The sequence below is a fragment of the Micrococcus sp. EYE_212 genome (assembly GCF_023147585.1).
Classification (GTDB): domain Bacteria; phylum Actinomycetota; class Actinomycetes; order Actinomycetales; family Micrococcaceae; genus Micrococcus.
Genome location: NZ_JAHXOZ010000001.1, coordinates 1 through 27,000, shown reverse-complemented (window position 1 = coordinate 27,000; position 27,000 = coordinate 1). Strand labels below are relative to the sequence as shown.

Below are 27,000 nucleotides of genomic sequence, written 5' to 3'. Positions count from 1 at the left end.
CACGACGCCGTCCATCCCGCCCATCTCGAGGAGACCACCATGGCGCGTATCGGAGAGAGCGCGGATCTGCTGAAGTGCTCGTTCTGCGGCAAGAGCCAGAAGCAGGTCCGCAAGCTCATCGCCGGCCCGGGGGTCTACATCTGCGACGAGTGCATCGAGCTCTGCAACGAGATCATCGAGGAGGAGCTGGGGGAGGCCGCCGAGTCGGACGAGCTGGTGCTCCCCACGCCGCAGGAGATCTTCGACCACCTGGAGCAGTTCGTGGTGGGTCAGGAGGCGGCCAAGCGCTCCCTCGCGGTGGCCGTCTACAACCACTACAAGCGCGTGCGCAGCCCGCAGGACCGCGGGGCGGACCTCGCGGAGCGGCTGTCGGGGCATGACGACCTGGCGGACGTGGAGATCGGCAAGTCCAACATCCTCATGGTCGGGCCCACGGGCTCCGGCAAGACCTACCTGGCCCAGACCCTCGCGCGGAAGCTGAACGTGCCCTTCGCCGTCGCGGACGCCACGAGCCTCACCGAGGCCGGCTACGTGGGCGAGGACGTGGAGAACATCCTCCTCAAGCTCATCCAGGCTGCGGATCACGACGTGAAGCGCGCCGAGCAGGGGATCATCTACATCGACGAGATCGACAAGATCTCCCGCAAGTCCGAGAACCCCTCCATCACCCGGGACGTCTCGGGCGAGGGCGTGCAGCAGGCGCTCCTGAAGATCCTCGAGGGCACGGTGGCCTCCGTGCCGCCGCAGGGCGGTCGCAAGCACCCGCACCAGGAGTTCCTGCAGATCGACACGTCCAACGTCCTGTTCATCGTCGCCGGCGCCTTCGCCGGGCTGGACGAGATCATCGGCTCCCGGGCCGGCCGCAAGGGGATCGGGTTCGGCGCGCCGCTGAACCACCTGGGGGCGGGGGAGACCTCCTACGCGGACGTCCGCCCGGAGGACCTCCTCAAGTTCGGCCTCATCCCGGAGTTCATCGGCCGCCTGCCCGTCATCACCACGGTGGAGGACCTCACGCGGGAGCAGCTCGTCCGCGTCCTCACCGAGCCGAAGAACGCCCTGCTGAAGCAGTACCGGAAGATGTTCCTCATGGACGGCGTCGAGCTGGAGTTCGAGCCGGACGCGCTCGAGGTCGTCGTCGAGCTGGCCGAGGCCCGCGGCACCGGCGCACGAGGGCTGCGCTCCATCATGGAGAACGTCCTCAAGCCCGTGATGTTCGAGCTGCCCTCCCGCACGGACGTCGGGACCGTGGTGGTCACCGGGGACGCCGTTCGCGGAGACGCCGAGCCCCTGCTCATCCCGGCCGAGGTGGAGCGCCGCCGCCGCGGCCGCAGCGCCTGACGGCACCGCCCGACCCACCGCGTCCGCACCGCAGCACCGTCACCGAGAGAGGCCCCTCATGACCGAGACCCCGCAGACCCCCGTCGTCGACTTCTACTTCGACCCCACGTGCCCGTTCGCCTGGATCACCTCCCGCTGGATGCTCGAGGTCGAGCAGGTCCGGGACGTCGAGGTGCGCTTTCACCAGATGTCCCTCTACATGCTCAACGAGGGCCGCGAGCTGGACCCGGACTACCGCCGCCACACGGACGAGGGGCTCATCCCCGGCCGCGCCACCCTGCACGTGGGCACCGAGCGCCCCGAGCTGCTCGCCGACTGGTACACGGCGCTGGGCACCCGCATCCACGAGCAGGGGAACAAGGACTACGAGGCGGTCATCGCCGAGGCCGCCGAGGAGCTCGGCCTGGACGCCACCGCCGTCCTGGAGTCCACCCGCACCGACGCTGCCGACGATCACCTCCGCGAGGCGCAGCGCAAGGCCGAGGAGCTGGTGGGGAACGACGTCGGCACCCCGGTCGTGGCCCTTGAGGGGACCGCGTTCTTCGGCCCCGTGATGACCCGCATCGCGCGCGGCGAGCAGGCCGGCCGCATCTTCGACGGCGCCGTGGCGCTGGCCGAGTTCCCGTACTTCTACGAGCTCAAGCGCGCCCGCACGACGAGCCCCGAGTTCGACTGATCCTGGGGCTCCTGCCACGGAGCACCGCAGGCCCGGCAGCTGCTCCCTCGAGCAGAGGCCGGGCCTGCGGCGTGTGCGGGGGTCCTCGCGGGTCTCAGAGCGCCCGGGCGACCCGTCCCGCCGAGTGGATCATCGGGATCTGCAGGGGCAGGCGGCCGAAGGCCATGGCGCGGACGGGGGCCGAGGCGTGCCGGGCGCGCCAGGCCATCCACATGTTGCCCGGCCACACGGCCACGAACAGCGCCTGGGCGGCGCGCGCCCCCACCCTCCGCGTCCTGGGGGCGGCGAGCAGACCGGCCACCGCCAGCTCGGCCACACCCGAGCCGAGGGTCCACGCCCGCGCGGAGCCGGGCAGGGCCGGCGGGATGAGGCCGTCGAACGGCTCGGGCTTCACGAAGTGCAGCACGCCCATGCCGGCGAGCACGCCGGCGGTGCGGCGGGCGGTGCGGTGCGCGCCGGCGGACCCGCGGCGCGGATCCGGCGGCGGGGTGGCGGTGGGGCGGGGGAGGAGTCGCATGCGGCCAGTCTCCCGCATCAGACCGCCCCGGCCGCTCACGCCGCCCCGAGCCACAAGAGCTGCGCCCCGGCGTGGCCTGCCTGGATCGCGACGACCACGCCCGCGAGAGCGGCCACGAGGGTGAGCACGGCCAGCACGGTGTGGACGACGGGTCGATTCTCACCGAACGCCCGCGTCGCCACGGGGGAGCGGTGCCAGAAGAGAGCCACGTGGACCGCGAGGAGCATGAGGGTGAGGACGGTCAGGTTGCGCGTCATCTCCCCGAGCTGGGCATGCTGCTCCAGCAGCGCCGAGCTCTCGCCGAGCCGTGCCTCCAGGTCCTCCCCTGACCACGTGGCGAACCACGAGCCGAGTGCGGCCAGCAGGGCCAGGCCGAGGGTGAAGGGGGCGGACCACTGGAACCAGCGGCGCGAGACCAGGGTCGGGACCGTCAGGAGTGCGACGAGGGGGATCAGCACGACGGGCAGGTGGACGAGGAGCGGGTGCAGGAGGAGGCCGTTCATGCGGGCGACGATATGCAAGGTCCGCGTCCGTTCCGGAGGAGGTGATCCTGCCCTCACCTGGCGTGACTGGTCCTCACCCGGCCGGCCCGACGGCGCCCTGCCGGCGGTTGCCGCGGGCCCGGCACCCCGCCCCGGGTGGGACGGCGCGCCGGGCCCGTGGACGGGTCAGGCCTGCTCGGCCGGGGCCAGCTCCACATCGGTGACCTCGAGGTCGCCCTCGCCCTCGGCCTCGACGAGCACGACGTCGGCCACGTTGCCGGCCGCCTTCAGGTCGGCCAGCCCGCCGCGCAGCGCGTCGAGCTGCGCCGCGCCGGCCCGCACGGTCGCCGTGCGGACCTCGGTGCGCTGCTTGACCTTCGCCTCCGACTTCGACTTGCGGACGCCGCCGAGCACCTGCGCCACGACGGCGAGGACCCGCGGGTCGCCGCCCTCGGCCGCCGCGCGCAGCCCGCTGAGCTCGGCCTCGAGGCCGGGCCACGGGGCGCGGTGCACGGAGCCGGTGCGCCACCAGCTCCACACCTCCTCGGTCGCGAACGGCTGGAACGGGGCCAGGAGGCGCAGGAGCGCGTCCAGGGTGGTGGCGAGCGTCGCCACCACGGAGGCCTGCTCGGCCTCGCCGTGGCCGCCGTACGCGCGGTCCTTGACGAGCTCCACGTAGTCGTCCGTGAACTGCCAGAAGAACTGCTCGGTCACGTTCAGCGCCCGGGCGTAGTCGTACCCGGCGAACGCGGCGGTGGCCTGCTCGACGGTCTGGGCCAGGCGGGCCAGCAGCGCGGCGTCCAGGGCGTTGGTCACGACGGCTGAGTCGGCCTCCGAGCGCACCACGGCGTCGGAGGTGGCGCCCAGGTTGAGCACGAACTTCGCCGCGTTGAGCAGCTTGATCGCCAGTCGGCGGCCGATCTTCATCTGCGCCACCTCGTAGGCGGTGTCCGCGCCGAGGCGGGCCGAGGAGGCCCAGTAGCGCACCGCATCCGCGCCGAACTCCTCGAGGATGTCGGTGGGGACCACCACGTTGCCCTTGGACTTGGACATCTTCTTGCGGTCCGGGTCCAGGATCCACCCGGAGAGGGCGGTGTCCGTCCACGGGACGGAGCCGTTGAGGGCGTCCGCGCGCACCACGGTGGAGAACAGCCACGTGCGGATGATGTCGTGGCCCTGCGGGCGCAGGTCGAACGGGAAGACGTTCTCGAAGAACGCGTCGTCGCGGCTCCAGCGGCCCACGATCTGCGGGGTCAGCGAGGAGGTCGCCCACGTGTCGAGCACGTCGGGGTCACCCGTGAAGCCGCCGGGGACGTCGCGCTGGTCCTCGGTGAAGCCCGGCGCGGGCTCGGCCACGGGGTCCACCGGCAGGGCGGAGTCCTCGGGGACGATCGGCGCGTCGTAGACCGGCTCGCCGTCCTCGTCGAGGCGGTACCAGACCGGGATCGGCACGCCGAAGAAGCGCTGGCGGCTGACGAGCCAGTCGCCGTTGAGCCCGTCCACCCAGTTCTCGTAGCGGTGGCGCATGTGCTCGGGGTGCCACGTCAGCTCGCGGCCGCGCTCGATGAGGGCGGCGCGGCGGTCGGCGTCGCGGCCGCCGTTGCGGACGTACCACTGGCGCGAGGTCACGACCTCGAGGGGCTTGTCGCCCTTCTCGTAGAAGTTCACGGCGTGCATGATCTTCTTCGGCTCGCCGTCCATGAGGCCGGCCTCGGTGAGGGCGTTCACCACGCCCTCCTTCGCGGAGAACACGGTCTTGCCGGCCACGGTCTCGGCGTAGGCGGCGCGGCCGGCCTCCGTGGTGATCCACTCGGGGGTGTCGGCGGCGAAGCGGCCGTCGCGCCCGATCAGCGTCCGGGTGGGCAGCTGCAGCTCGCGCCACCACGTGACGTCGGTCAGGTCGCCGAAGGTGCAGACCATCGCGATGCCCGAGCCCTTGTCCGGCTTGGCCAGCTCGTGGGCCTTGACCTCCACCTCGACGTCGAAGAGGGGCGAGCGCACCGTGGTGCCGAACAGCGGCTGGTACCGCTCGTCGTCGGGGTGGGCCACGAGGGCGGAGCACGAGGCGAGCAGCTCGGGGCGGGTGGTCTCGATGAAGACCTGCTCGCCGTCGGCCGTGAAGAACGGGTAGCGATGGTAGGCGCCGGCGACCTCGCGGTCCTCGAGCTCGGCCTGGGCCACGGCGGTGCGGAAGGTGACGTCCCACATGGTGGGGGCCTCGGAGAGGTAGGCGTCGCCCGCGGCGATGTTGCGCAGGAAGGCACGCTGGGAGACGGCGCGGGAGACGTCGTCGATGGTGCGGTAGGTCATGGACCAGTCCACGGAGAGGCCGAGGCGGGTGAAGAGGTCCTCGAAGACCTTCTCGTCCTGCACGGCGAGCTCCTCGCAGAGCTCGATGAAGTTCTTGCGGGAGACGACGTCCCAGTCGCGCTGGTTCTTCGCCGGCGTCTCCGGCGGGCGGTAGCCCTCGATGGAGGGCTTCGTGGGGTCGCAGCGCACGCCGTAGTAGTTCTGCACGCGACGCTCGGTGGGCAGGCCGTTGTCGTCCCAGCCCATGGGGTAGAACACGTTCTTGCCGGTCATGCGCTGGTAGCGGGCCAGCACGTCGGTCTGCGTGTAGGAGAACACGTGGCCCACGTGCAGGGAGCCGGAGGCGGTGGGCGGCGGCGTGTCGATCGAGTAGACCTGCTCGCGCGTGGTGTCCGGGTCGAAGGCGTAGGTGCCTTCCTCGGCCCAGCGGGCGGTCAGCTTGTCCTCGAGTCCCTCGAGGGCGGGGCGGTCCGGGACCGCCACGGCGGTCGTCGGAGCGGGGGATGCGTCGGTGGGCGTGTCTGTGCCCTGCGTGTTCTCAGCCATGCCGGCCATTCTCCCACGGCCGCACGGTGGGGCCGTGAGCACGCACGACCACCCCCGCCCCTCCCGCACGGTCCGCGTGCGACGCGCCGACGAGGCCCGCGACGGCCCTGTCCCCGTCGGCTCCGTGCCTACAGTGGACGCGTGACCGAGACCTCGCAGACCCCCGCCCCGTCCACCGTGGCCGACTCCTCGACGCCGCCCCGCACCGCCGTCGTGACCGGCGCGACCTCCGGCATCGGCCGCGCCACCGCCCTCGAGCTGGCCCGCCGCGGCTGGCGGGTGTACGCCGCCGGCCGCCGCGCCGAGCGCCTCGAGCAGCTCGCCGCGCAGGTGCGCGCCGAGGGCCTCATGGGGGAGGTCCGGCCCGCGCCCCTCGACGTGACGGACGCGGCGGCCGTCGGCGCGCTGGCCGACCGGGTGGCCGCGGAGGGCGGCGCGGACACGCTGCTCAACATCGCGGGCGGCGCGCAGGGCGTGGACGCCGTGGCCGACGGCGACCCGGCCGGCTGGGAGTGGATGTACCGCGTCAACGTGCTCGGCACCCTGAACGCGTGCCGCGCCTTCCTTCCCCTGCTGCGCGCGCACGGGGAGGGCACCGTCCTGAACCTCACGTCGACGGCGGCGATCGTCGCCTATGAGGGAGGTGCGGGGTACAACGCGGCCAAGATGGGCGCCCACGGGCTGACCGGGGCCCTGCGCCTCGAGGAGGCCGAGCACAACGTGCGCGTGGTCGAGGTGCTGCCGGGCATGGTGCACACCGAGGAGTTCTCGAAGAACCGCCTCGGGGGAGACCAGTCGGCGGCCGACGCGGTCTACGCCGGCGTGGAGAAGCCCCTCACGGCGGAGGACGTCGCCGAGGTGTGCGTGCACGCCGTGGAGCTGCCGCACCACGTGAACCTGGACCAGATCGTGATGCGGCCCGTCGCGCAGGCCGCCCAGCACAAGGTGATCCGCCGATGACCGGGTTCGCGCAGGACATGCCCTTCACAGAGCGGGCGCGCTTCGAGCGGGAGGTGCGCCGGGCGGAGCGGGCGATCCCCGATGCGCGGCTGCGGCTGGCCGCGGCCGCCGCCGCGGGCCTCGGCAGCGGAGCGGCCTCCCTGATCCCGCTGGGGCGGCTGCCGCACGTCCGGACCGCGGCGGCGTTCGGCGGCGCCGTGGCCCTGCTCATCCCGAGCGGTGCCTGGGCGGCCTCCGTCCGCGGGGGCGGCAGCGCGTCCTCGGCCGGCCCCGTCGTGGACGGCCCGCGTCAGGCGGTGGCGCTGGCGGCGGGGAGCGTCGGGATCGGGACGGTCCTGGGCGTGAGCCTGTGGCTCTCCCTGAAGGCGGACGCGGGCCTCGAGCGCCTGGCCGTCCGCCGCGGTGCGCGGCACCCGCGCCGGTGGATGGGCGTGGCCGGCGGCGTGCTCGGCGGACTCGTCGAGTTCGCAGAGCGCACCCCGCCCTCGGCCCCGCACTCCTCGCCGTCGCGGGTGTCCGCTCGCTAGCCTGGCGACCATGACCTTCGCCTCTGCCGAACGTGCCCGCCTGTCCGACCTCCTCCTCGAGAACGGCCCCGACGCCCCGACCCTCTGCGAGGGGTGGACCACCCGCGACATGGCCACGCACCTGTGGGTCCGCGAGAACCGCCCCGACGCCGCCGCCGGCATGATGGTCGGCCCCCTCAAGGCCCACCTGGGCAAGGTCTCGGACCAGGCCAAGTCGCGCGACTACCGCGAGCTGGTCCAGTCCTGGGCCAAGGGCCCCGGCACCCTGAACCCCATGCGCCTCGCCGACCAGCACGTGAACGCCGCCGAGCACTTCATCCACCTCGAGGACGTGCGTCGGGGCGAGGTCGCCCGCGGCGGAGAGCTCCCCGCGCCCCGCGCCTTCTCCGAGCGGGACACGGACGCGCTCTACCGCTCCCTGCGCCGTATGGCCCCGATGCTCCTGCGCTCCTCGACGGTCCCCGTCGTCCTGCAGGCCCCCGGCCGCGCGCCCGTGACGGTGGCCCGCGAGTCGGTGGCCGTCCACACCCCGGTCACCGTGTCGGGCGAGGTCGGCGAGCTGCTCCTCTGGGCCCACGGCCGCGACGCCGTGCACGTCACCGTGGACGGAGACCTCGCCGCGGTGAAGCGCGCCAGACTCTGACGTGCACCCCCTCACGCCTGTGCCTGCCGGTCCACTACACTGGCGGGCACAGGCGTCGATCCGGCCATCACCGGTGAGCCTCCGGAAGAACGGGCGTCCGCCGCAGGCGGCGCCTCAGTAGAACCGGACGGGCAGGCCCGTCACAGCCGTCACGAAGCGGTCGGTCCGCGCACCGCCCTCGCCTCCGCGCGCGGGCAGCAGGGACCGGCAAGCAAGGTGGTACCGCGCCGCCGTCGGCCCCACGGCCCCGGTGTGCGTCCTTGCACGGAACACCTCCCCGGACCGCAAAGGACCACCGTGTACCCCCTCGCCTCCTCTGACCCGAACGGCACCACGCCCGCCTCGCCGCGCCTGCCGGAGATCGAGCGCCGCATCCTGCAGTACTGGGACGAGGACGGCACGTTCCAGGCCTCCATCGACCAGCGCCCGCCGCTCACCGAGGATGGCGCGCAGAACGAGTTCGTCTTCTACGACGGCCCGCCCTTCGCGAACGGCCTGCCGCACTACGGCCACCTCCTCACGGGCTACGTGAAGGACCTCGTGGCCCGCTACCAGACGCAGCAGGGCCGCCGCGTGGAGCGCCGCTTCGGCTGGGACACCCACGGTCTGCCCGCCGAGCTCGAGGCGATGAAGCAGCTCGGCATGACGGACAAGGCCGAGATCGAGGCCATGGGCATCGACCGGTTCAACGACGCGTGCCGCGCCTCCGTGCTCAAGTACACGGACCAGTGGCAGGAGTACGTCACCCGCCAGGCACGCTGGGTGGACTTCGAGAACGACTACAAGACCCTCACCCCGGACTTCATGGAGTCCGTGATCTGGGCGTTCTCCCAGCTGCATGAGAAGGGGCTCACCTACCGCGGGTTCCGCGTGCTGCCCTACTGCTGGAACGACGAGACCCCGCTCTCCAACCACGAGCTGCGCATGGACGACGACGTCTACCAGATGCGCCAGGACCCCTCCGTCACCGTCTCCTTCCCCGTCACGGGCCTGCCGGAGGACGCCGCGCTCATCCCCGACGGCGGCGCCGACGCCGACCTGGCCGAGCGTCTCCTCGGCGTGCACGTCCTCGCGTGGACCACCACGCCCTGGACCCTGCCGACCAACGCGGCCCTCGCCGTCGGGCCGGAGATCGCCTACGCCGTGGTGCCCGCCGGCCCCGAGGGCGCCTCCGTGGACGCGGAGCGCTTCCTCCTCGCCCTGGACCGCGTGCCCGCCCACGCCAAGGAGCTCGGCTACGCGGACGCGGAGGCCGCGCGCGCCGCCGTCGTGGAGACCATCCCCGGCGCCCGCCTGGGCGGGCTGCGCTACGCGCCCCTGTTCACGGACGTGTTCGACGCCCACCGCGGCGAGACGTTCACCGCGAACGGCCGCGAGCTCACCCTGGACGCCGCCCACCGCATCCTCGTGGACGACTACGTCTCCACCGACGACGGCACGGGCGTGGTCCACCAGGCCCCCGCCTACGGCGAGGACGACCAGCGGGTGTGCGAGGCGAACGGCATCCCCGTGCTGCTCTCCGTGGACTCGGGCGCGAAGTTCCTCCCGCTGTTCGCCCGCGAGGACACCGGACGCGGCGACATCGACGAGATCGCCGGCGTGCAGGTCTTCGAGGCCAACCGGACGATCGTGCGCGCGCTGCGTGACCTGGGCCGCGTGGCCCGCGAGGCCTCCTACGAGCACTCCTACCCGCACTGCTGGCGCTGCCGGACGCCGCTGATCTACCGCGCGGTGACCTCCTGGTACGTGGCGGTCACGCAGGTCAAGGAGCGCATGCTCGAGCTGAACGAGGAGATCACCTGGATCCCCGGCAACGTGAAGCACGGGCAGTTCGGCACGTGGGTGGCCAACGCCCGCGACTGGTCGATCTCCCGCAACCGCTACTGGGGCTCGCCCATCCCGGTGTGGGAGTCCGACCACCCGGACTACCCGCGCCAGGAGGTCTACGGCTCGCTCGCCGACATCGAGGAGGCCTTCGGGCGCCTGCCGCGCAACGCCGAGGGCGAGGTCGACCTGCACCGTCCGTGGATCGACGACCTCACCCGCCCGCACCCGGACCCCGAGGCCGCCGCGGCCGGGGCCGTGATGCGCCGCGTCGAGGACGTCCTGGACGTCTGGTTCGACTCCGGCTCCATGCCGTACGCGCAGGTGCACTACCCGTTCGAGCGGGCCGAGTGGTTCCCCACGCACAACCCGGCCGACTTCATCGTGGAGTACATCGGCCAGACCCGCGGCTGGTTCTACACGATGCACATCCTCGCCACCGCGCTGTTCGACCGCCCCGCGTTCTCGAACGTGATCTCGCACGGCATCGTGCTCGGCTCGGACGGCCAGAAGATGTCCAAGTCGCTGCGCAACTACCCGGACGTCAACGAGGTCCTGGACCGCGACGGCTCGGACGCCATGCGCTGGTTCCTCATGGCCAGCCCCATCCTGCGCGGCGGCAACCTGATCGTCACGGAGGAGGGCATCCGCGAGGCCACCCGCCAGGTGATCCTCCCGGCGTGGAACGCGTGGCACTTCTTCTCGCTCTACGCCAACACGGCCCACGACGGCGGCGCCCGCCCCGAGGGCTACCGCGCGAGCGAGTGCCACACCTCCGAGGACCCCCTGGACCAGTACGTCCTGGCCGCCACGGGGCAGATGCTGCGCGAGGTCAAGGCGGCGCTGGACTCCTATGAGGTCTCCGACGCCACGGAGGCGCTGCGCACCTTCATGGACACGCTGACCAACTGGTACATCCGGCGCTCCCGCGAGCGGTTCTTCGCCGAGGACACCGTGGCCATGGACGTCCTGTACACCGTGCTCGAGGCGTTCACGCGCGCCGCCGCGCCGCTGCTGCCCCTCGTGGCGGAGGAGATCTGGCGCGGCCTCACCGGCGGCCGCTCGGTGCACCTGACCGACTACCCGGATGCGGACCTGTTCCCGCACGGCCCTGAGGCGGAGACGCTCGTGGCCCGCATGGACGCCGTGCGCCGCATCAGCTCCGCCGGCTCAGCGCTGCGCAAGGGCGCCAAGCGCCGCGTGCGCCTGCCGCTCGCGCGCCTGTCCGTCGTCGTGCCGGACGCCGCCGGCCTCGAGGGCACCTACGCGCGGATCGTCGCGGACGAGCTCAACCTCAAGGAGGTGGCGCTCACCGAGCTCTCGGACGAGGCCATCGCCGAGTACGGGATCGGCACGAAGCTGACCCTGAACTTCCGCGAGCTCGGCAAGGCGTTCGGCAAGCAGGTCCCGGCCGTGAAGAAGGCCGTCGATGACGGCGCGTACGCGGAGACCGCCGACGGGCTGGCGGTGGCCCTGGCCGACGGCGAGACCGTGACGCTGGCCCCCGAGCTCTACGAGCTGCGCACGGTGTCCACGGGCGCGCCCGCCGGCACCGCCGTCGGCGTGCTCTCCGGAGCGGCGGGCTTCCTCGTCCTCGAGACCGAGGTGAGCGCGGAGCTTGCCGCCGAGGGCGTGGCCCGCGACGTGATCCGCGCCGTCCAGGCGGCCCGCAAGGAGGCCGGCCTCGAGGTCTCCGACCGGGTGCGCTCCCGGATCGAAGGCCCGGCGGCCGTGCTCGCGGCGCTCGAGTCGCACCGCGAGCTGATCGCGGGGGAGACGCTCTCGGCGGAGCTGGACCTCGTGGACTCCGGCGCGGAGGACACGCGCCAGGACCCGGCCGACGACGCCATGAAGGCCGTGGCCGTGACCGTGGAGAAGGTGGGCGCATGAGTGCGGATCAGAGGCCCGGCACGGTCGAGGCCGTCTACCGTGACCTGCTGGCCCGCGCGCCGGAGAACCGCATGGAGCCGCGGCTGGACCCCGTGCGTCGGGTGCTGGCCCTCCTGGGGGACCCGCAGGACGCCGCTCCCGTCATCCACCTGACCGGGACGAACGGCAAGACGTCCACGGCGCGCATGATCGAGGCCGTGCTGCGCGCCTACGGGCTGCGCACGGGCCGCTACACGTCGCCGCACCTGCAGAAGGTCACCGAGCGCATCAGCATCGACGGCGAACCGGTGTCCGACGAGACGTTCGTGCGCGTGTGGGGCGAGATCCTGCCGATCGTGCAGACCGTCGACGCCGAGCTGGAGGCCGCGGGCGAGCCGCGCCTGACGTACTTCGAGGCCGTCACCGTGCTCGGGTTCGCCGTCTTCGCGGACGAGCCCGTCGAGGTCGTCGTGCTCGAGGTGGGCCTGGGCGGCGTCACGGACGCGACCAACGTCGCCGACGGCGTCGTCTCCGTGGTCACCCCCATCTCCCTGGACCACACCGACCTGCTGGGGGACAGCGAGGCGGAGATCGCCGAGGAGAAGGCGGGGATCGTCAAGCCGGGCGGGTTCCTGGTGTCCGCGGTGCAGGAGCGCGACGCTGCCCAGGTGCTCCTGGAGGCCGCGCAGTCCGCGGGCGTGCCGTTCCGCTTCGAGGGCGTCGAGTTCGGCGTCGTTGAGCGTGCGCTCGCGGTCGGCGGGCAGCAGGTCGCGGTGCGCGGCCTGGCCGGCGAGTACCCCGACCTCTTCCTGCCCCTGCTCGGCGAGCACCAGGCCCAGAATCTGGCCCTGGCCGTCGCCGCGCTCGAGGCGTTCCTCGGCGGGGGAGAGCGTCCCCTGGACGAGGAGCTGCTGCGGGAGGGCCTCGCGCAGGTCACCTCCCCGGGCCGCCTCGAGGTGCTGCGCACCGCCCCCACGGTGATCGTGGACGCCGCCCACAATCCCGACGGTGTGCGGGCCACCGTGCGCGCCGTGCAGGAGTCGTTCGGCTTCACGCGTCTCGTGCTCGTGGTGGGGGTGCTGCAGGAGAAGGACGCCCCCGCCATGCTGGAGGCGCTGCACCGCGCGTTCGGCGACGACGTCGCGGACCTGGCGCTCACCCAGTCGACGTCGCCGCGGGCCATCCCCGCGGCCGAGCTCGCGCGGATCGCCCTGGACGCCGGCTGGCCCGAGGACGACCTGTTCGCCACCGAGTCCGTGCCGGACGCGCTCGAGTGGGCCGTGGGCCGTGCCGAGGCGCTCGAGTCGAGCGCCGACGAGCTGGCCTCCGGCACAGGCGGTGGTGTGCTCGTCCTCGGGTCCATCACCCTCGCGGCCGAGGTCCGTGCGCTGCTCGGCGAGCCCCGCCGCGCCGGACCGGTGACGGTGGCCGCCCGCGGCCTCGACCCGGCCGATCTGCTGGACGCCGTGGGCCTGGCCGACGAGGACGAGGACGCCCTCGATCCCGAGATCCTCGAGCTGCTGGACGACGCCGACGAGACGGAGGACCACCGATGAGCCACGCGACGCCCCACCCGGCCGAGCCGGCCGAGACGTCCGGGACCGCCGCGACCGAGGGCGAGCACTTCGGTGCCGAGGCGTGGCGCCCCGAGCGTGAGACCAAGGCCCAGCGGTCCTGGACGCCCGGTCAACGCCGCCGTCGCCGTTCCACGCGCGCCATGTTCACGTCCGTGGTGCTGACCCTCGAGTCGGTCGTGATCTTCTTCCTGGGGATGACCCTGTTCGGGCTGAACCGCGGGGAGGAGCACGCCCTGTGGTTCGCGATCGGCTTCTCCGTCCTGGCTGTCGTCGCACTGCTGACGTGCGCGCTCGTGCAGAGGCCCGTGGGCATCTGGATCGGGTGGGCCATCCAGCTCGTGCTGATCGTGTCCGGGTTCTGGGAGTACTCGATGTTCGTGATCGGCCCGCTCTTCGCGCTCACGTGGTGGTACGCCGTGACCAAGGGCCGGGAGCTCGACCTCGAGAACGCCCGGCGTGACCGCCTCGAGGAGGAGTGGGCGGCGGAGCACGGGTCTTGAGGCGCGCCGCCCACTAGGGTGAGAGGAGACCGAGCTCGTCCACCCCTGAAGGAGCCGACCATGACCCATCACCCCGAAGAGACCCTCGTGCTCGTCAAGCCCGATGGCGTGCAGCGCAACCTCGTGGGCGAGATCATCGCCCGGATCGAGCGCAAGGGCTACACGATCGTGGACCTGAAGATGGTCACGGCCACCCGCGGCATGCTGGAGAAGCACTACGAGGAGCATGAGGGCAAGCCGTTCTTCGAGCCGCTCGTCGAGTTCATGGGCTCCGGGCCGGTCGTGGCGATCCGCCTCGGCGGCGACCGCGTGATCGAGGGCTTCCGCGCTCTGGCCGGCAAGACCGACCCCACGGTGGCCGCACCCGGCACCATCCGCGGCGACCTCGGCCGCGACTGGGGCGCGGGCGTGCAGAAGAACCTCGTGCACGGCTCGGACTCCACGCTCTCCGCGGAGCGCGAGCTGGCCATCTGGTTCGGCTGATCCCACAGCCCGGCCGATCGTCGGAAGCACACGAGCCCAGAAGCACAGCCCCACGGCAGCGACGGGAGCCAGGACTCACGGCGAGGCAGCCCGACTCGTCCCCGGGCGCGATCGAGGAGACCGCCGGTCCTCCCGGCTCCCTCACGCCTCCTGCACACGCGACGGCGCCGCACCCTCCAGTGGAGGGTGCGGCGCCGTCGCATGTGCAGGGGGTGCCGGGCCCTCAGCCGATGCCGAGGACTCCCAGGCCCATCTCCAGCAGGATGGACACCGCGACGCCGAGGAGGACGAGCACGATGAACGGCCACGTGAGGTCCCGGGCGAGGGCCGCGGCGCGCGGCGAGCCGCTCCCGAGGGCGCCCGTCTGGATGGTGCGCGACGTGATCAGCCCGAGCTGGATGGTCACCATGGTCCAGACCACCATGCAGTAGAGGCAGAGGGTCCCGATGTCGTACACGGCCGAGTGCCAGAGCCACACGCAGAAGGCGAAGCCGGCCAGGATGCACGCGTTCATCAGCAGCCAGTACCAGCGCGCGAAGCGCGCGCCGGCGAACAGCGACATGGCGACGGTGATGAGCACGGAGAAGGCCACGACGCCGATGAACGTGTTGGGGAAGCCGAACGTCTGCGCCTGCCAGGACTGCATGACCTGCCCGCACGAGACCCACGGGTTCAGGTCGCAGCTCGTGCGGTGGGTCGGGTCCGCGGCCAGGATGGAGCGCTCGATGATGATGACGACGGTCGCCGCCATCGCGATGAGCGACGTGACCAGCAGCATCCACGCGGTTCCCCGGGTGCGGGCGTACCAGGGTAGGGCGAGGTCGAGGTCGGCGTGGGGGGAGGCGGACGCGGTGGGGGCGTCGAGGGCGCCGCGGGTGGAGGAACCAGGCATGTCCCGAGTCTAGTTCCGCGCCGGTGTGAGAGAATCGGCTCGGCCGTCCCGTGCCCACACCACGGGCCGTCCCGCTGTGCGCCCGACGACGGGCCGCCGCCGTCGCGTCGGCCGCGGGGAGTGTCCCCGTGCCGAGGTCGGCTCGGTCGATCCGATGCCGCCCCTGCGCCGATCGGCGAACCAGCCATCGAGCAGGCCCGGTTCGGCGCACACAGCGGTTCAGGCCCAGGACCCCTCCCGGGGCCCCGGACCCGTTCACCAGACGACTTCTCTCGGTGACCGCCTCCCGGCGCACCCCGGGCGCGCGAGCGCCCGCGGGGCAACGCGGCCGGGGCGCGGTCCGTGACACGCCGTGCCGGCGGTGCGTGTGGCGCCGACGGGCGGCGGGAGGTGCTGCCATGGCGGCCAATGAGAACCAGACCCCCGCGGACGAACGCTCCGCATCCCAGCCCGTGTCGGGCGAGCCCGTCCTGTTCGATCCCCGTGACCCCTTCGCGGTCCCCGAGAACGTGATGGAGGTGCTGCGGACGCGTCCCGCGCGTCCGCAGCACGCGGCGGACGACGACGGGGACCGCGGCCACGAGGACCACGACCAGGACGACCGTGACGAGTCCGAGGATCGCGGGGACCGCCCGGCCGTCTCCCGCCGCCGTCGCAAGCGCCGCCGCGGCGCCGTCGACATGGAGCTGGACGGCGGTGAGGACGGCGACCCGGAGCACACCGTGACCCGGGTGCGCGCCCCCCGCGCCGCCGCGGCCGAGGCCACGCGCTCGGACACCGTCCAGGGCGTCAAGGGCTCGACCCGCCTGGAGGCCAAGCGCCTGCGCCGCCGGGACTCCCGCTCGGGCGGCCGCCGCCGCACCGTGATCACCGAGGCCGAGTTCCTGGCCCGCCGCGAGTCCGTGGACCGCAAGATGCTCGTGCGCCAGCGGGACAGCCGCATCCAGATCGCCGTGCTCGAGGACGGCGTGCTCGCGGAGCACTTCGTCTCCAACACGACCCAGGACTCGATGATCGGCAACGTGTACCTCGGCAAGGTGCAGAACGTGCTGCCCTCGATGGAGGCCGCGTTCGTGGACATCGGCCGCGGCCGCAATGCCGTGCTGTATGCGGGCGAGGTCAACTGGGACGCCGCGCAGCTGGACGGCAGGCCGAAGAAGATCGAGAACGCGCTCAAGTCCGGGGACACCGTCCTGGTGCAGGTCACCAAGGACCCGGTGGGGCACAAGGGCGCCCGCCTGACGAGTCAGGTCTCCCTGCCCGGCCGCTACCTCGTGTACGTGCCCGGCGGCTCCATGACCGGCATCTCCCGCAAGCTCCCCGACGTGGAGCGCGCCCGCCTGAAGAAGATCCTCAAGGACCACCTCCCGCAGGACGCGGGCGTGATCGTGCGCACGGCCGCGGAGGGCACCTCCGAGGAGGAGCTGCAGAACGACATCAACCGCCTCCGCGCGCAGTGGGAGGGTATCGAGGGCCGGGCCTCCGCCGGCAAGGTGCTGGCGCCCGAGCTGCTGTACGCCGAGCCGGACCTGACCATCAAGACCGTCCGCGACGTCTTCAACGAGGACTTCTCGGCGATGATCGTCCAGGGCGAACAGACCTGGGACAACATCGAGGCCTACGTGACCTACGTGGCCCCGCACCTGCTGGACCGCCTCCACCACTGGGTCCCCGAGGACCTCGAGGGCGAGGACCTGTACGCCACGCACCGCGTGGACGAGCAGCTCCACAAGGCCCTGGACCGCAAGGTCTACCTGCCCTCCGGCGGCTCGCTCGTGATCGACCGCACCGAGGCCATGACGGTGGTGGACGTCAACACCGGGAAGTTCACGGGCTCGGGCGGCAACCTCGAGGAGACCGTCACCAAGAACAACCTCGAGGCGGCCGAGGAGATCGTCCGCCAGCTGCGTCTGCGGGACATCGGCGGCATCATCGTCATCGACTTCATCGACATGGTGCTCGAGGGCAACCGGGACCTGGTCCTGCGCCGCCTCGTCGAGTGCCTCGGCCGTGACCGCACCAAGCACCAGGTGGCCGAGGTCACCTCGCTCGGCCTCGTGCAGATGACGCGCAAGCGCATGGGCACCGGCCTCGTCGAGGTGTTCTCCGAGACCTGTGAGCACTGCGCCGGCCGCGGCATCCTCATCCACGACGCGCCGGTCGAGAAGGGCCGCGTCCAGGCGGAGCCGCGCTCCGAGGGCGAGGGCCGACGGCGCAAGCGCCGTCGCGGCTCCGACGTGGACGCGCCGCACGACGAGTCGACCACGGGCGAGCCCGATGAGGAGGCCTCGGACGAGGCCCGTCAGCGCCGCGAGCGGGCGGCCGCCGCCCGCGCGGCCCTCCACTCCATCGCCAAGGCGTCCGGCAAGATCGAGGAGGCCCCCGTCGAGGCCGCCTCCGATGCCGCCCCGGCCTCCGACGACCAGCGAGGGCAGGAGCCGGAGGACGAGGAGTCCGCGCCGGTCGAGGCGGACCGCGTCACCCGGCCCGAGCGCGACAGCGCCGACGCCGAGACCGAGGGCGACGAGGAGAACGGCGGCCGCCGCCGTCGGCGCCGTGGACGCCGCCGCGGCCGCGGGGGCGACGACGGCTCCCGCCCGTCCGGCGACGAGCGCACCGACTCCGGCCGGGACGCCCGCGAGGCCGCCCCGGATCAGGAGTCCGCGACGACGGCGGACCTCCAGCCGGCCGGCGGCGTGCCCGCCCAGGCCGAGCCCGTCGAGTCGGAGCCTGCCGCAGAGCCCCTCCAGGCGGAGGCCCCGGAGGCCCCCGCCGCCGAGGAGGAGGGCGAGGGCCGTTCCGGAGGCCGCCGTCGTCGTGGCGGGCGTGGGCGTTCGCGCCGCGCGGACGCCGACCGCTCCGCCCCGGAGGCGCCGCGGGCTCCCCAGGATCCCGAGCGGACCGAGGCCGAGGCCTCGGCGGTCACGGACACCCCGGAGGAGCCGGAGACGGCTGCCCCGGCTCCGGCCGCACCGGCCACCGACGCCCCCTCCGAGGCCGATCGTGAGGTCTCCGGGGTCATCACGTTCGACGGCGAGGACGTCCCCGTGCCGCGTCGTCGGCGGTCCCGCCGGGCCTCGAGTGACGGTGCCGTGCGTCCCGCCGCGGAGCTGAAGAGCCTGGAGGAGGCCCTCGAGCGCCGCGGCGCGGAGGCGCCCGAGCCGGTCGCCGAGCAGGCACCCGCCCAGGCGCCCGAGCCGGTCGCCGAGCCGGCCGTCGTGCCCGAGCCCGAGCCCGCTGCGCCCGCCGCCGAGCGTCCGGCCCGCCGTCGTTCGCGGCGTGCCGTCTCCTCGGACGGCGTCCAGGTGGAGGTGCAGGACGCCTCGGCCGCCGCCACCGGGAGCCGCTTCACCGCCTCGGCCGCCGCTGCGCCGACCGAGCGCACCGCCGCGGAGGCCCCGGCCCCGGTCATGCTGGGCGTGGGCGTGAAGGCCGCGGACCTGGCCCGACGCTGACGGGCCGCCGCTCGGCGCGTCGCCCCTCTCGGGGGCGCGACGCGCCGAGCGTGTCGCGATTGGTGCGGGTGCGGGGGACGCAGTATGATGAACAATCGGTGTTCACCGCCCGCACGCTCCTGCATGTCCCGGTGAGGGACCGTCGTACCCGGGCGCACGCTGCGGTCGAGGTACGGGTGTGAGAACACAGCCGAATCCATTGAAACGTCGAGAGAAGTGAGTCCCAAGTGGTGTACGCGATTGTCCGCGCTGGCGGCCGCCAGGAGAAGGTTTCCGTCGGAGACCTCGTTACCCTTGACCGCGTCCCCGCTGAGACCGGTGGCTCCGTCGAGCTGCCCGCTCTGATGCTGGTGGACGGGGAGAAGGTCACGGCAGGCGCCGACGCCGCCGGTGTGAAGGTGACCGCCGAGGTGGTCTCCCACTCCCGCGGCAAGAAGATCGTCATCCAGAAGTACAAGAACAAGACCGGCTACAAGAAGCGCCAGGGCCACCGCTCTGAGCTGTCCACGGTCAAGATCACCGGGATCGCCTGAGCCGTCACCGGCTTCGCGCACCCCGAGCATCCGAGAGGTTAGGCAACAGCAATGGCACATAAGAAGGCCGGCAGTTCCTCCAAGAACGGCCGCGACTCGAATCCCCAGTACCTCGGCGTCAAGCGCTACGGCGGCGAGGACGTCAACGCCGGCGAGATCATCGTCCGCCAGCGCGGCACCAAGTTCCACCCGGGCCACAACGTGGGCCGCGGCAAGGACGACACGCTCTTCGCGCTGTCGGCCGGCTCCGTGTCCTTCGGTCAGCGCCGCGGCCGCAAGGTCGTGGACGTGGTCGCCGCCGCCGAGTGATCCCACTCGCGGCCTGAGCGCGGGCCACGCCTCCCACCCGGAGGCGGTCCGCGCGGCTTGACGCCCCGGCGGGGGCGGGTCACTGTTCTCAGGACCCGCTCCCGCCGTCGTCGTCTCACCCCTTCTCTCCCACCGTCAGGATCCTCCCCATGGCAGCCTTCGTGGACCGCGTCGTCCTCCACCTCACCGCCGGCAACGGCGGGCACGGGTGCGTGTCCGTGCACCGTGAGAAGTTCAAGCCCCTCGGCGGTCCCGACGGCGGCAAGGGCGGCGACGGCGGCGACATCACCCTCGTGGTGGACTCGCAGACCACCACCCTGCTCAACTACCACCACGCCCCGCACCGCTCCGCGGAGAACGGCCAGCCCGGCATGGGCGACCACCGGGCGGGCAAGGACGGCACGTCCCTCGTGCTGCCCGTGCCGGACGGCACCGTGGTGAAGGACGAGAACGGGAACATCGTGGCGGACCTCGTGGGGGAGGGTGCCACCTACGTGGCCGCGGCGGGCGGTCAGGGCGGGCTCGGCAACGCGGCGCTGGCCTCCGTCAAGCGCAAGGCCCCGGGCTTCGCGCTCCTCGGCCTGCCGGGGGAGAGCCGCGAGCTCTCGCTCGAGATCAAGACGGTCGCGGACATCGCCCTGGTCGGGTTCCCCTCCGCGGGCAAGTCCTCGCTCATCGCGGCGATCTCGGCGGCGCGCCCCAAGATCGCGGACTACCCCTTCACCACGCTCGTGCCGAACCTCGGCGTCGTGCAGGCCGGGGAGGTCCGCTACACCGTGGCGGACGTGCCGGGCCTCATCCCCGGAGCCTCCGAGGGCCGCGGCCTCGGCCTCGAGTTCCTGCGCCACGTGGAGCGATGCGCCGCGCTCGTGCACGTGCTGGACTGCGGCACGATCGAGCCGGACCGCGACCCGATCGCCGACTTCGAGGCCATCGAGGCCGAGCTCGAGGCGTACGCCGTGGAGCCCGTCTTCTCCCAGGGCGGCGACGGCGTGGTGCCGCTCAACGAGCGCCCCCGCCTCGTGGCGCTGAACAAGACCGACCTGCCGGACGGTGCCGAGATGGCGGACATGGTCCGCGCCGAGCTCGAGGGCCGCGGCCTCCGGGTCTTCGACATCTCCGCGCTGGCCCGCGAGGGCCTGGAGGCCCTCAAGTACGCCATGGCCGACCTGGTCACGCAGGCCCGCGAGCGGGTCCCCGAGCCGGAGGCGCCCGCGCCCGTCGAGGTGCCCCGCCGCTTCCACCGCAAGGGCGAGCGCGGGGAGTTCACCGTGGTCCGCGAGGAGCGCAACCTCAAGCCCCTGTTCCGCGTGCGCGGCGAGAAGCCGGAGAAGTGGGTCGCCCAGACCGACTTCGTCAACGACGAGGCCGTGGGCTACCTCGCGGACCGGCTGCAGCGCCTCGGCGTCGAGGACAGCCTGTTCAAGGCCGGCGCGACCCCGGGCGACGCCGTGGTGATCGGCGACGACGAGTCCGGTGTGCTCTTCGATTGGGAGCCCACCCTGTCCGCCGGCGCCGAGCTCCTCGCCGGCCCGCGCGGCACCGACCTCCGCCTCGACGAGCGCAGCCGCGCCACCCGCGCGGAGAAGCGTGCCGAGCAGGACCAGCGCCGGGCCGCCCGTGCCGCCACGCGGGCTGAGATGGAGGCGGAGCGGCGCACCGGCCTCTGGACCGTGGACGAGACCGAGGACCCCGACCGAGAGGACTGACCCATGTCTGCACGCCGCACCGTCGTCACCCGCTACGCCACGCCCGCCACGGGCGGGCCGGAGGACCCCAAGGCCAACCCCGTGACCACGCGGGAGACCCTGCCGGCCGCGCGGCGCGTGGTCATCAAGATCGGCTCGTCCTCCCTCACCACGCCGACCGGCCTGAACACCGAGGCGATCGATGCGCTCGTGGACGTGATCGCGGACCTGCGCTCCCGCGGCACGCAGGTGGTGCTGGTCTCCTCGGGCGCGATCGCGGCGGGCGTCCCGCAGCTGGGCCTCACCCGCCGCCCCAAGGACACGGCCACGCAGCAGGCGGCCGCCTCGGTGGGCCAGGGGAGCCTCATGGCCCACTACTCCCAGAGCTTCGCCCGGCACGCCACCACCGTGGGCCAGGTGCTGCTCACGGCGGAGGAGCTCATGCGCCGCGGCCAGTACATCAACGCGCACCGCTCGCTGGCCCGCCTGCTCACGATGGACGTCATGCCGATCGTCAACGAGAACGACGCGGTGGCCACCCGCGAGATCCGCTTCGGCGACAACGACCGCCTCGCCGCCCTCACCGCCAACCTCGTGAAGGCGGACCTGCTCGTCCTCCTCTCGGACGTGGACGCGCTGTACACGGGGCACCCGTCGCTGCCGGACTCGCGGCGGATCGCCACCGTCTCCTCGGACGAGGACCTCGCGGGCGTGGACGTGCGCACCCCGGGCTCCGCCGGCGTCGGCACGGGCGGCATGGTCACCAAGGTGGACGCCGCCGGCATCGCGGCCACCACGGGCATCCCCACGCTGCTGACCTCGGCGCCCAACGCCGCCGCCGCCTTCGCGGGGGAGGACGTGGGCACGTGGTTCGAGGTGGCCGGCCGGCGGCGCTCGGCCCGCGCCGCGTGGCTCGGCCTCACGGCCGAGGTCCGGGGCCGCCTCACCATCGACGACGGCGCGGTCGCCGGCGCGATCGACCGCGGGCGCTCGCTCCTGGCCGCCGGCATCACGGACGTCTCCGGGCAGTTCACGGCCGGCGACGTCGTCGAGATCGCGGATCAGGGCGGCCGGGTGCGGGCCCGCGGCCTCGTCCAGTACTCCGCGTCCCAGCTGCCGCGCATGCTCGGCCGCTCCACGGCCGTCCTGAAGGAGGAGCTCGGCGCGGGCTACGACGGCGTCGTGGTCCACGCGGACGACTGGGTCCGGCTCGCCCCCTCGCACGCGGCCTACAGCTGAGCGCGAGCCGCGCCCTGCGTGCCCGCCGCCCCGTTCGCTAGGGTGGCGGGCATGGACACGGAGCAGAACGCCCAGCAGCAGCCCGTCCCCGACGTCGTGGAGGCGATCCGCAGCCGGTCCGCGTGGGCGCGGGCCGCGTGCGGCGAGCTCGCCCGCGCCGGCCGTGTCCGCAAGGACGAGACGCTCCTGGCCCTCGCCTCCGCCCTGCGCGCGAACGGCCCCGCCATCCTGGCGGCCAACGCGGAGGACGTGGAGCGCGGGAAGGCCACCGGCACGACGGCGGCCCTCCTGGACCGCCTCATCCTCGACGACGACCGCCTGGAGGGCCTCGCCGTCGCTCTGGAGGATCTCGCCGCGCTGCCCGATCCCGTGGGCGTGGTCGTGCGCGGCCGCAGCCTGCCCAACAGCGTCCGCATGCAGCAGGTGCGCGTGCCCCTCGGCGTCGTGGGCGCCGTCTACGAGGCGCGTCCCAACGTCACCGTGGACATCGCCGGCATCGCGCTGAAGTCCGGCAACGCCGTGATCCTGCGGGGCGGCTCCGCCGCGGAGCGCACGAACACCGTCCTGGTCCAGGTCCTGCGGGAGGCGGTCGGCGCCCAGGGGTTCGACCCCAACCTCATCCAGGGGATCGACGACCTGGGCCGGCCCGGCGTCGCCGCCCTCATGGAGGCACACGGCTCCGTGGACGTGCTCATCCCGCGCGGCGGCCGGGAGCTGATCCAGCGCGTGGTCCGCGAGTCGCGCGTCCCCGTCATCGAGACCGGCGAGGGGAACGTGCACCTCTACATCGACGCCTCCGCGCCCGTCGAGATGGCGGCGGACATCGCCCTGAACGCCAAGACGCACCGCACCTCCGTGTGCAACGCGGCCGAGACCCTGCTGCTGCACCAGGACGCCGAGGCGGCGGGCCGCGAGGTGCTGCGCGCCCTCACGCGTGCCGGGGTGCTGCTGCACGTGGACGCCGGGGCCCGCGCCTGGCTGCCGGACGCCGCGGACGGCGGGCCGGCGGCGCGCACGGCCGTGGACGCCACCGAGGAGGACTGGGGCCGCGAGTACCTGGACATGGAGATGGCCGTGAGGACGGTGGGCTCCCTGGACGAGGCCATGGAGCACATCCGCCGCTGGTCCACGGGGCACACCGAGGCCATCGTCACCAACGACCTCGCGAACGCGGACCGCTTCGTGACGGAGATCGACGCGGCCGCCGTGATCGTCAACGCCTCCACCCGGTTCACCGACGGCGGCGAGCTCGGCCTCGGCGCGGAGGTCGGCATCTCCACGCAGAAGATGCACGCCCGCGGACCCATGGGCCTCGAGGAGCTGACCACCACCAAGTGGATCCTGCGCGGCGACGGCCAGATCCGGCGCTGACCGCCGCTAGGATGGACTGAGGCACACCCTGGCCGGGGCATGGACCCGGCCGTCGCACCCACGCACCGAGGAGCACCCATGCTGAACAGCGCACTGATCCTGGCCGCCGCGGAGGGCCACCACGTGGTCCACGAGCTGCCCATTCCCGCCATCTGGTACGGGATCATCATGTTCCTGCTGCTGATGGCCTCCCTGCTGGCCATCATGTCCATGCGGTCCGTGTCCCTGCGCCACCCGGAGCCCACCACCACGGTGCAGCGCCACGGCGGGCACGGCTCCACCGGCTCGCACGGCGCCGGCCACTGATCGTGTCCGCCGACGCCGGACGGCGTCCCCGCCTCGGCATCATGGGCGGCACCTTCGACCCGATCCACCACGGCCACCTCGTGGCGGCCAGCGAGGTGGCCGCGGAGTTCGACCTCGACGAGGTCGTCTTCGTGCCCACCGGCCAGCCGTGGCAGAAGTCGGACAAGAAGGTCTCCCCGGCCGAGGACCGCTACCTCATGACCGTGGTCGCCACGGCCTCCAACCCGCGGTTCACGGTGTCCCGCGTGGACATCGACCGCCCGGGCGACACCTACACCGCGGACACCCTGCGCGACCTGCGTCGTCTGAACCCGGACGCCGAGCTCTTCTTCATCACGGGCGCGGACGTGCTCGCCCAGATCCTCACGTGGAAGAACGTGGACGAGCTGTGGGACCTCGCGCACTTCGTGGGCGTCACCCGGCCCGGCCACGACCTCACGGACCCCGGCCTCAAGGACGACATCTCCCTCATGGAGATCCCGGCCATGGCCATCTCCTCCACGGACTGCCGCGCGCGCGTGGCCCGTGGTCGTCCCGTCTGGTACCTCGTGCCCGACGGCGTGGTGCAATACATCAACAAGTACGGGCTCTATCAGCCCGAGGACGACGCGCACCCCGCGTTCGCCATCGACCCCCAGGCTCAAGGAGCACCGTGACCGTTCCCCAGACCACCCTCGACGCCCTCACTGTGGCCGCCGCGGCCGCCGCGGAGAAGCTGGCCACGCACGTCGTGGCCGTGGACGTGGCCGAGCGCCTCGGCCTCACGGACGCGTTCCTCATCGCCTCGGGCGCCTCGGAGCGTCAGGTCAACGCCATCGTGGACGGCGTCGAGGAGGCCCTGCTGAAGGACGAGCAGCTCAAGCCGCTGCGCCGCGAGGGCCGTTCCGACGGGCACTGGGTGCTCCTCGACTACGGGCACTTCGTGGTGCACGTGCAGCACCGGGAGGACCGCGAGTTCTACGCGCTCGACCGCCTGTGGAAGGACAGCCCGGCCATCGACCTGGGCCTGCCCGAGGAGGCCACCCGGCCCGACGCCGCCGGTGAGGCCTCGGACGCCGCCCACCAGTACTGAGCCGCCCGTGCGCCTGATCCTTCTGCGTCACGGCGAGACCGACTGGAACGCCCTCGATCGGTACCAGGGCCGCACCGACGTCGACCTCAACGCCGTGGGCGAGCGGCAGGCCCGCTCGGCCGCCGCCGGAGCGGTGGGGGACCTCCTCCAGGACGCCGACGAGCTCATCGCGGTCTCCTCCCCGCTGTCCCGGGCGCAGCGGACCGCCCGCATCGTGCTCGAGGCCGCCGTCGGCGCGGTGGACCTGGCGCTGGATGCCGAGCTCATGGAGCTGCACGGGGGCGAGTGGGAGGGCCTCGAGCTCTCCGCGATCGCCGAGCGCTGGCCGGCGGAGCACGAAGCGTGGCGGCGCGTGCCGTCCCTCGACGCTGGGCCCGTGGGCGGCGAGGTGCTGCGCGACGGCGGCGCCCGGGTGCTCCGGGCCGTCGCCGCCCACGTGCCCGCCTCATGGACCACCGGCACCGCGGGCGGTCGCGGGGCCGGTCCCGCGGCCGGGCCGGCGGACGACCCGACGCGGACCGTCCTGGTGGTCGCCCACGGTGCGGTGCTCCGCTCCGCGGTGGGGCAGCTGCTCGGCCTGGAGGGGGATCGCTTCGCCGCGCTCGCCCGCCTCGAGAACGCGCGGGCGGCCGTCCTCGAGGGATCCTTCGACGGGGGAGGCGTGCACGATCCTGCGGGCACTGCCCGCACGACAGGCGACGGTGCGTGGGAGCTGCTCGGCTACAACGTGTGATCCAGGCCGGGGCCGGGGCCGATTTGTCCCGCCGTCCCGGCCGGTGTACAGTGGTCGAGTTGCCAGCGAGGCGAACGGAACGGAAACGATTCGTGAACGTCGCGGGGAACACCGGCTCTCGGGGGTATGGCGCAGTTGGTAGCGCGTCTGCATGGCATGCAGAAGGTCAGGGGTTCGAATCCCCTTACCTCCACCAGAAGGTCGTTGCTCAAACCAACGACATCACCGGTTTGAGTTCCGGACTCCGCCTTCCGTCCTTGGTGGCGGAGGGCGAGGGTCCGGACATCCGGGTTGAGGAACACGTTGAACGGCACCCCGGGCTCGCTGTGGATGGTGTCGTCGTCGGTGACGATGAGCTTGTCGAAGAAGGCTTGGTTGGCGATTCGGCGTAGTGAGTCGTCGATGTTCATGTAGATGGCGTGCATGTCGCCGGCGAGCGCGAGGCAGTCGTCCAGGTGCGCTTTGGCCTGCTCGTACTCGACGTCTCCGGCGTTGATCTGTGCGTCGAGGAACGCGAGCCGTCGCGCGATGCGGTCCTGCTCTGTGGCGAGGAGGTCGAGGGGGACGGCGCCGGCGTAGTGGGCCTGCATGAGCTTGGTCCGTTCGTCGCGGAGCGCGTCGCGTTCGGCCTTGTATCCCTGGCTCTCCTGCTTGGCGCCCTGGTGGAGTCGGTCGAACTCGCTGGTGACCAGCTCGCGGAGCGCAGGCAGGACGTGCTCGGGTATCTGCACGCGGCGGTAGTGGTCCTCGACGGCGGCTTCGATGTCGGGCACGAACATGGATTTGCGTTCGCAGTTGGTGCGCTTGGCGTGTCGGCCGGTGCACATGAAGTAGGGGTAGATGACGCCACGGCGGCTCTTGGCGTTGGTCAACGTCAAGCGTGATCCGCACTGGCCGCAGTACAGGCTGCCTTTGAGGTAGTGGTCATGGCTCTGGGTCTTTGAAGCGCCCTGGGTTTGTTGGAGACTCCTGACCTTGGAAACGAGGATGGAGTTATGCCGAAAGAGCAGACAGCGGGGAAGCCGACGACGCGTCGGTATTCGCCGGAGGAGAAGGCCGCGGCGGTCCGGATGGTGCGGACGCTGCGTGCCGAGCTGGGGACCGAGCATGGGACTGTGCAGCGGGTCGCGACGCAGCTCGGATACGGGGT

The 27,000-nt window shown here is 72.7% G+C and carries 24 protein-coding genes, 1 tRNA gene and 1 pseudogene; 22 read left to right on the top strand and 4 right to left on the bottom strand.

Annotated features, from left to right (window positions below; genetic code table 11):
- The first annotated feature begins 39 nt into the window (after positions 1-39).
- Both clpX and KZX60_RS00125 read left to right on the top strand, forming a co-directional pair.
- Entirely contained in the window at positions 40-1,338 is a 1,299-nt protein-coding gene (clpX, locus tag KZX60_RS00130; RefSeq protein WP_248114971.1) for an ATP-dependent Clp protease ATP-binding subunit ClpX, read from the top strand.
- A gap of 58 nt (positions 1,339-1,396) precedes the next feature.
- The gene (locus tag KZX60_RS00125; protein ID WP_248114970.1) at positions 1,397-2,014 is read left to right on the top strand and encodes a DsbA family protein; all 618 of its coding nucleotides are present in this window, start codon (positions 1,397-1,399) and stop codon (positions 2,012-2,014) included.
- Positions 2,015-2,108: 94 nt separating this feature from the next.
- Here KZX60_RS00125 and KZX60_RS00120 read toward each other — a convergent pair whose 3' ends face one another.
- The 3 genes from KZX60_RS00120 to valS form a co-directional block, all read right to left on the bottom strand.
- The gene (locus tag KZX60_RS00120) at positions 2,109-2,426 is read right to left on the bottom strand and encodes a hypothetical protein (protein WP_248115309.1); all 318 of its coding nucleotides are present in this window, start codon (positions 2,424-2,426) and stop codon (positions 2,109-2,111) included.
- 140 nt (positions 2,427-2,566) lie between these two features.
- Positions 2,567-3,034 carry a DUF2231 domain-containing protein gene (locus tag KZX60_RS00115; RefSeq protein WP_248114969.1) on the bottom strand — a complete coding sequence of 156 codons (468 nt, stop codon included), beginning with the start codon at positions 3,032-3,034 and terminating at the stop codon, positions 2,567-2,569.
- Between the two features lie 165 nt (positions 3,035-3,199).
- A complete protein-coding gene (valS, locus tag KZX60_RS00110) occupies positions 3,200-5,869 on the bottom strand; it encodes a valine--tRNA ligase (RefSeq protein WP_248114968.1) in 2,670 nt (889 codons plus the stop codon).
- A gap of 177 nt (positions 5,870-6,046) precedes the next feature.
- Here valS and KZX60_RS00105 point away from each other — a divergent pair, with 177 nt between their 5' ends.
- From KZX60_RS00105 to ndk, 7 genes are all read left to right on the top strand, one after another.
- Positions 6,047-6,829 (top strand): SDR family oxidoreductase, encoded by a 783-nt coding sequence (locus KZX60_RS00105; RefSeq protein ID WP_248115308.1) that lies wholly within the window; start codon positions 6,047-6,049, stop codon positions 6,827-6,829.
- The gene (locus KZX60_RS00100) at positions 6,826-7,356 is read left to right on the top strand and encodes a hypothetical protein (protein ID WP_248114967.1); all 531 of its coding nucleotides are present in this window, start codon (positions 6,826-6,828) and stop codon (positions 7,354-7,356) included. Before KZX60_RS00105 ends, KZX60_RS00100 begins: the two co-directional genes overlap by 4 nt.
- 10 nt (positions 7,357-7,366) lie before the next feature.
- Positions 7,367-7,999, top strand: a complete 633-nt coding sequence (locus KZX60_RS00095; protein ID WP_248114965.1) for a TIGR03085 family metal-binding protein — start codon at positions 7,367-7,369, stop codon at positions 7,997-7,999.
- Between the two features lie 297 nt (positions 8,000-8,296).
- Complete coding sequence (gene ileS / locus KZX60_RS00090; RefSeq protein WP_248114963.1) at positions 8,297-11,713, top strand: isoleucine--tRNA ligase; 3,417 nt, start codon at positions 8,297-8,299, stop codon at positions 11,711-11,713.
- The gene (locus KZX60_RS00085) at positions 11,710-13,248 is read left to right on the top strand and encodes a Mur ligase family protein (protein WP_248114961.1); all 1,539 of its coding nucleotides are present in this window, start codon (positions 11,710-11,712) and stop codon (positions 13,246-13,248) included. Before ileS ends, KZX60_RS00085 begins: the two co-directional genes overlap by 4 nt.
- Entirely contained in the window at positions 13,245-13,769 is a 525-nt protein-coding gene (locus KZX60_RS00080) for a DUF4233 domain-containing protein (protein ID WP_248114959.1), read from the top strand. Before KZX60_RS00085 ends, KZX60_RS00080 begins: the two co-directional genes overlap by 4 nt.
- 60 nt (positions 13,770-13,829) lie before the next feature.
- Entirely contained in the window at positions 13,830-14,252 is a 423-nt protein-coding gene (gene ndk, locus KZX60_RS00075; protein ID WP_248114957.1) for a nucleoside-diphosphate kinase, read from the top strand.
- Positions 14,253-14,475: 223 nt separating this feature from the next.
- Here the strand turns inward: ndk and KZX60_RS00070 are convergent, their stop codons facing one another.
- Complete coding sequence (locus KZX60_RS00070; RefSeq protein ID WP_248114956.1) at positions 14,476-15,144, bottom strand: vitamin K epoxide reductase family protein; 669 nt, start codon at positions 15,142-15,144, stop codon at positions 14,476-14,478.
- 398 nt (positions 15,145-15,542) lie between these two features.
- On the opposite strand from KZX60_RS00070, the gene KZX60_RS00065 reads away from it, so the two are divergent.
- The 13 genes and pseudogenes from KZX60_RS00065 to KZX60_RS00005 form a co-directional block, all read left to right on the top strand.
- The gene (locus KZX60_RS00065; protein WP_348983726.1) at positions 15,543-18,599 is read left to right on the top strand and encodes an Rne/Rng family ribonuclease; all 3,057 of its coding nucleotides are present in this window, start codon (positions 15,543-15,545) and stop codon (positions 18,597-18,599) included.
- Between the two features lie 227 nt (positions 18,600-18,826).
- Positions 18,827-19,132: a 50S ribosomal protein L21 gene (gene rplU, locus KZX60_RS00060; RefSeq protein ID WP_248114951.1), complete on the top strand. Its 306-nt coding sequence runs from the start codon at positions 18,827-18,829 to the stop codon at positions 19,130-19,132.
- 51 nt (positions 19,133-19,183) lie between these two features.
- Positions 19,184-19,441: a 50S ribosomal protein L27 gene (rpmA, locus tag KZX60_RS00055; protein WP_248114948.1), complete on the top strand. Its 258-nt coding sequence runs from the start codon at positions 19,184-19,186 to the stop codon at positions 19,439-19,441.
- A gap of 149 nt (positions 19,442-19,590) precedes the next feature.
- On the top strand, positions 19,591-21,150 hold the full coding sequence (gene obgE, locus KZX60_RS00050; protein ID WP_248114947.1) for a GTPase ObgE: 1,560 nt from the start codon (positions 19,591-19,593) through the stop codon (positions 21,148-21,150).
- Between the two features lie 3 nt (positions 21,151-21,153).
- On the top strand, positions 21,154-22,368 hold the full coding sequence (proB, locus tag KZX60_RS00045) for a glutamate 5-kinase (RefSeq protein WP_248114946.1): 1,215 nt from the start codon (positions 21,154-21,156) through the stop codon (positions 22,366-22,368).
- A gap of 51 nt (positions 22,369-22,419) precedes the next feature.
- A complete protein-coding gene (locus tag KZX60_RS00040) occupies positions 22,420-23,739 on the top strand; it encodes a glutamate-5-semialdehyde dehydrogenase (RefSeq protein ID WP_248114944.1) in 1,320 nt (439 codons plus the stop codon).
- 78 nt (positions 23,740-23,817) lie between these two features.
- Positions 23,818-24,045, top strand: a complete 228-nt coding sequence (locus tag KZX60_RS00035) for a hypothetical protein (protein WP_248114942.1) — start codon at positions 23,818-23,820, stop codon at positions 24,043-24,045.
- A 2-nt stretch (positions 24,046-24,047) separates the two neighbouring features.
- On the top strand, positions 24,048-24,701 hold the full coding sequence (gene nadD, locus KZX60_RS00030; RefSeq protein ID WP_298713443.1) for a nicotinate-nucleotide adenylyltransferase: 654 nt from the start codon (positions 24,048-24,050) through the stop codon (positions 24,699-24,701).
- The gene (rsfS, locus tag KZX60_RS00025) at positions 24,698-25,117 is read left to right on the top strand and encodes a ribosome silencing factor (RefSeq protein ID WP_248114941.1); all 420 of its coding nucleotides are present in this window, start codon (positions 24,698-24,700) and stop codon (positions 25,115-25,117) included. The genes nadD and rsfS overlap by 4 nt, the downstream gene beginning before the upstream one ends.
- 7 nt (positions 25,118-25,124) lie before the next feature.
- Positions 25,125-25,850, top strand: a complete 726-nt coding sequence (locus tag KZX60_RS00020) for a histidine phosphatase family protein (protein WP_248114940.1) — start codon at positions 25,125-25,127, stop codon at positions 25,848-25,850.
- Positions 25,851-25,970: 120 nt separating this feature from the next.
- Positions 25,971-26,046, top strand: a tRNA-Ala gene (locus tag KZX60_RS00015).
- A 223-nt stretch (positions 26,047-26,269) separates the two neighbouring features.
- Positions 26,270-26,734 (top strand): hypothetical protein, encoded by a 465-nt coding sequence (locus KZX60_RS00010; protein ID WP_248114939.1) that lies wholly within the window; start codon positions 26,270-26,272, stop codon positions 26,732-26,734.
- A gap of 111 nt (positions 26,735-26,845) precedes the next feature.
- Positions 26,846-27,000 (top strand): annotated as a pseudogene (locus KZX60_RS00005) (IS3 family transposase); the annotation flags it as partial.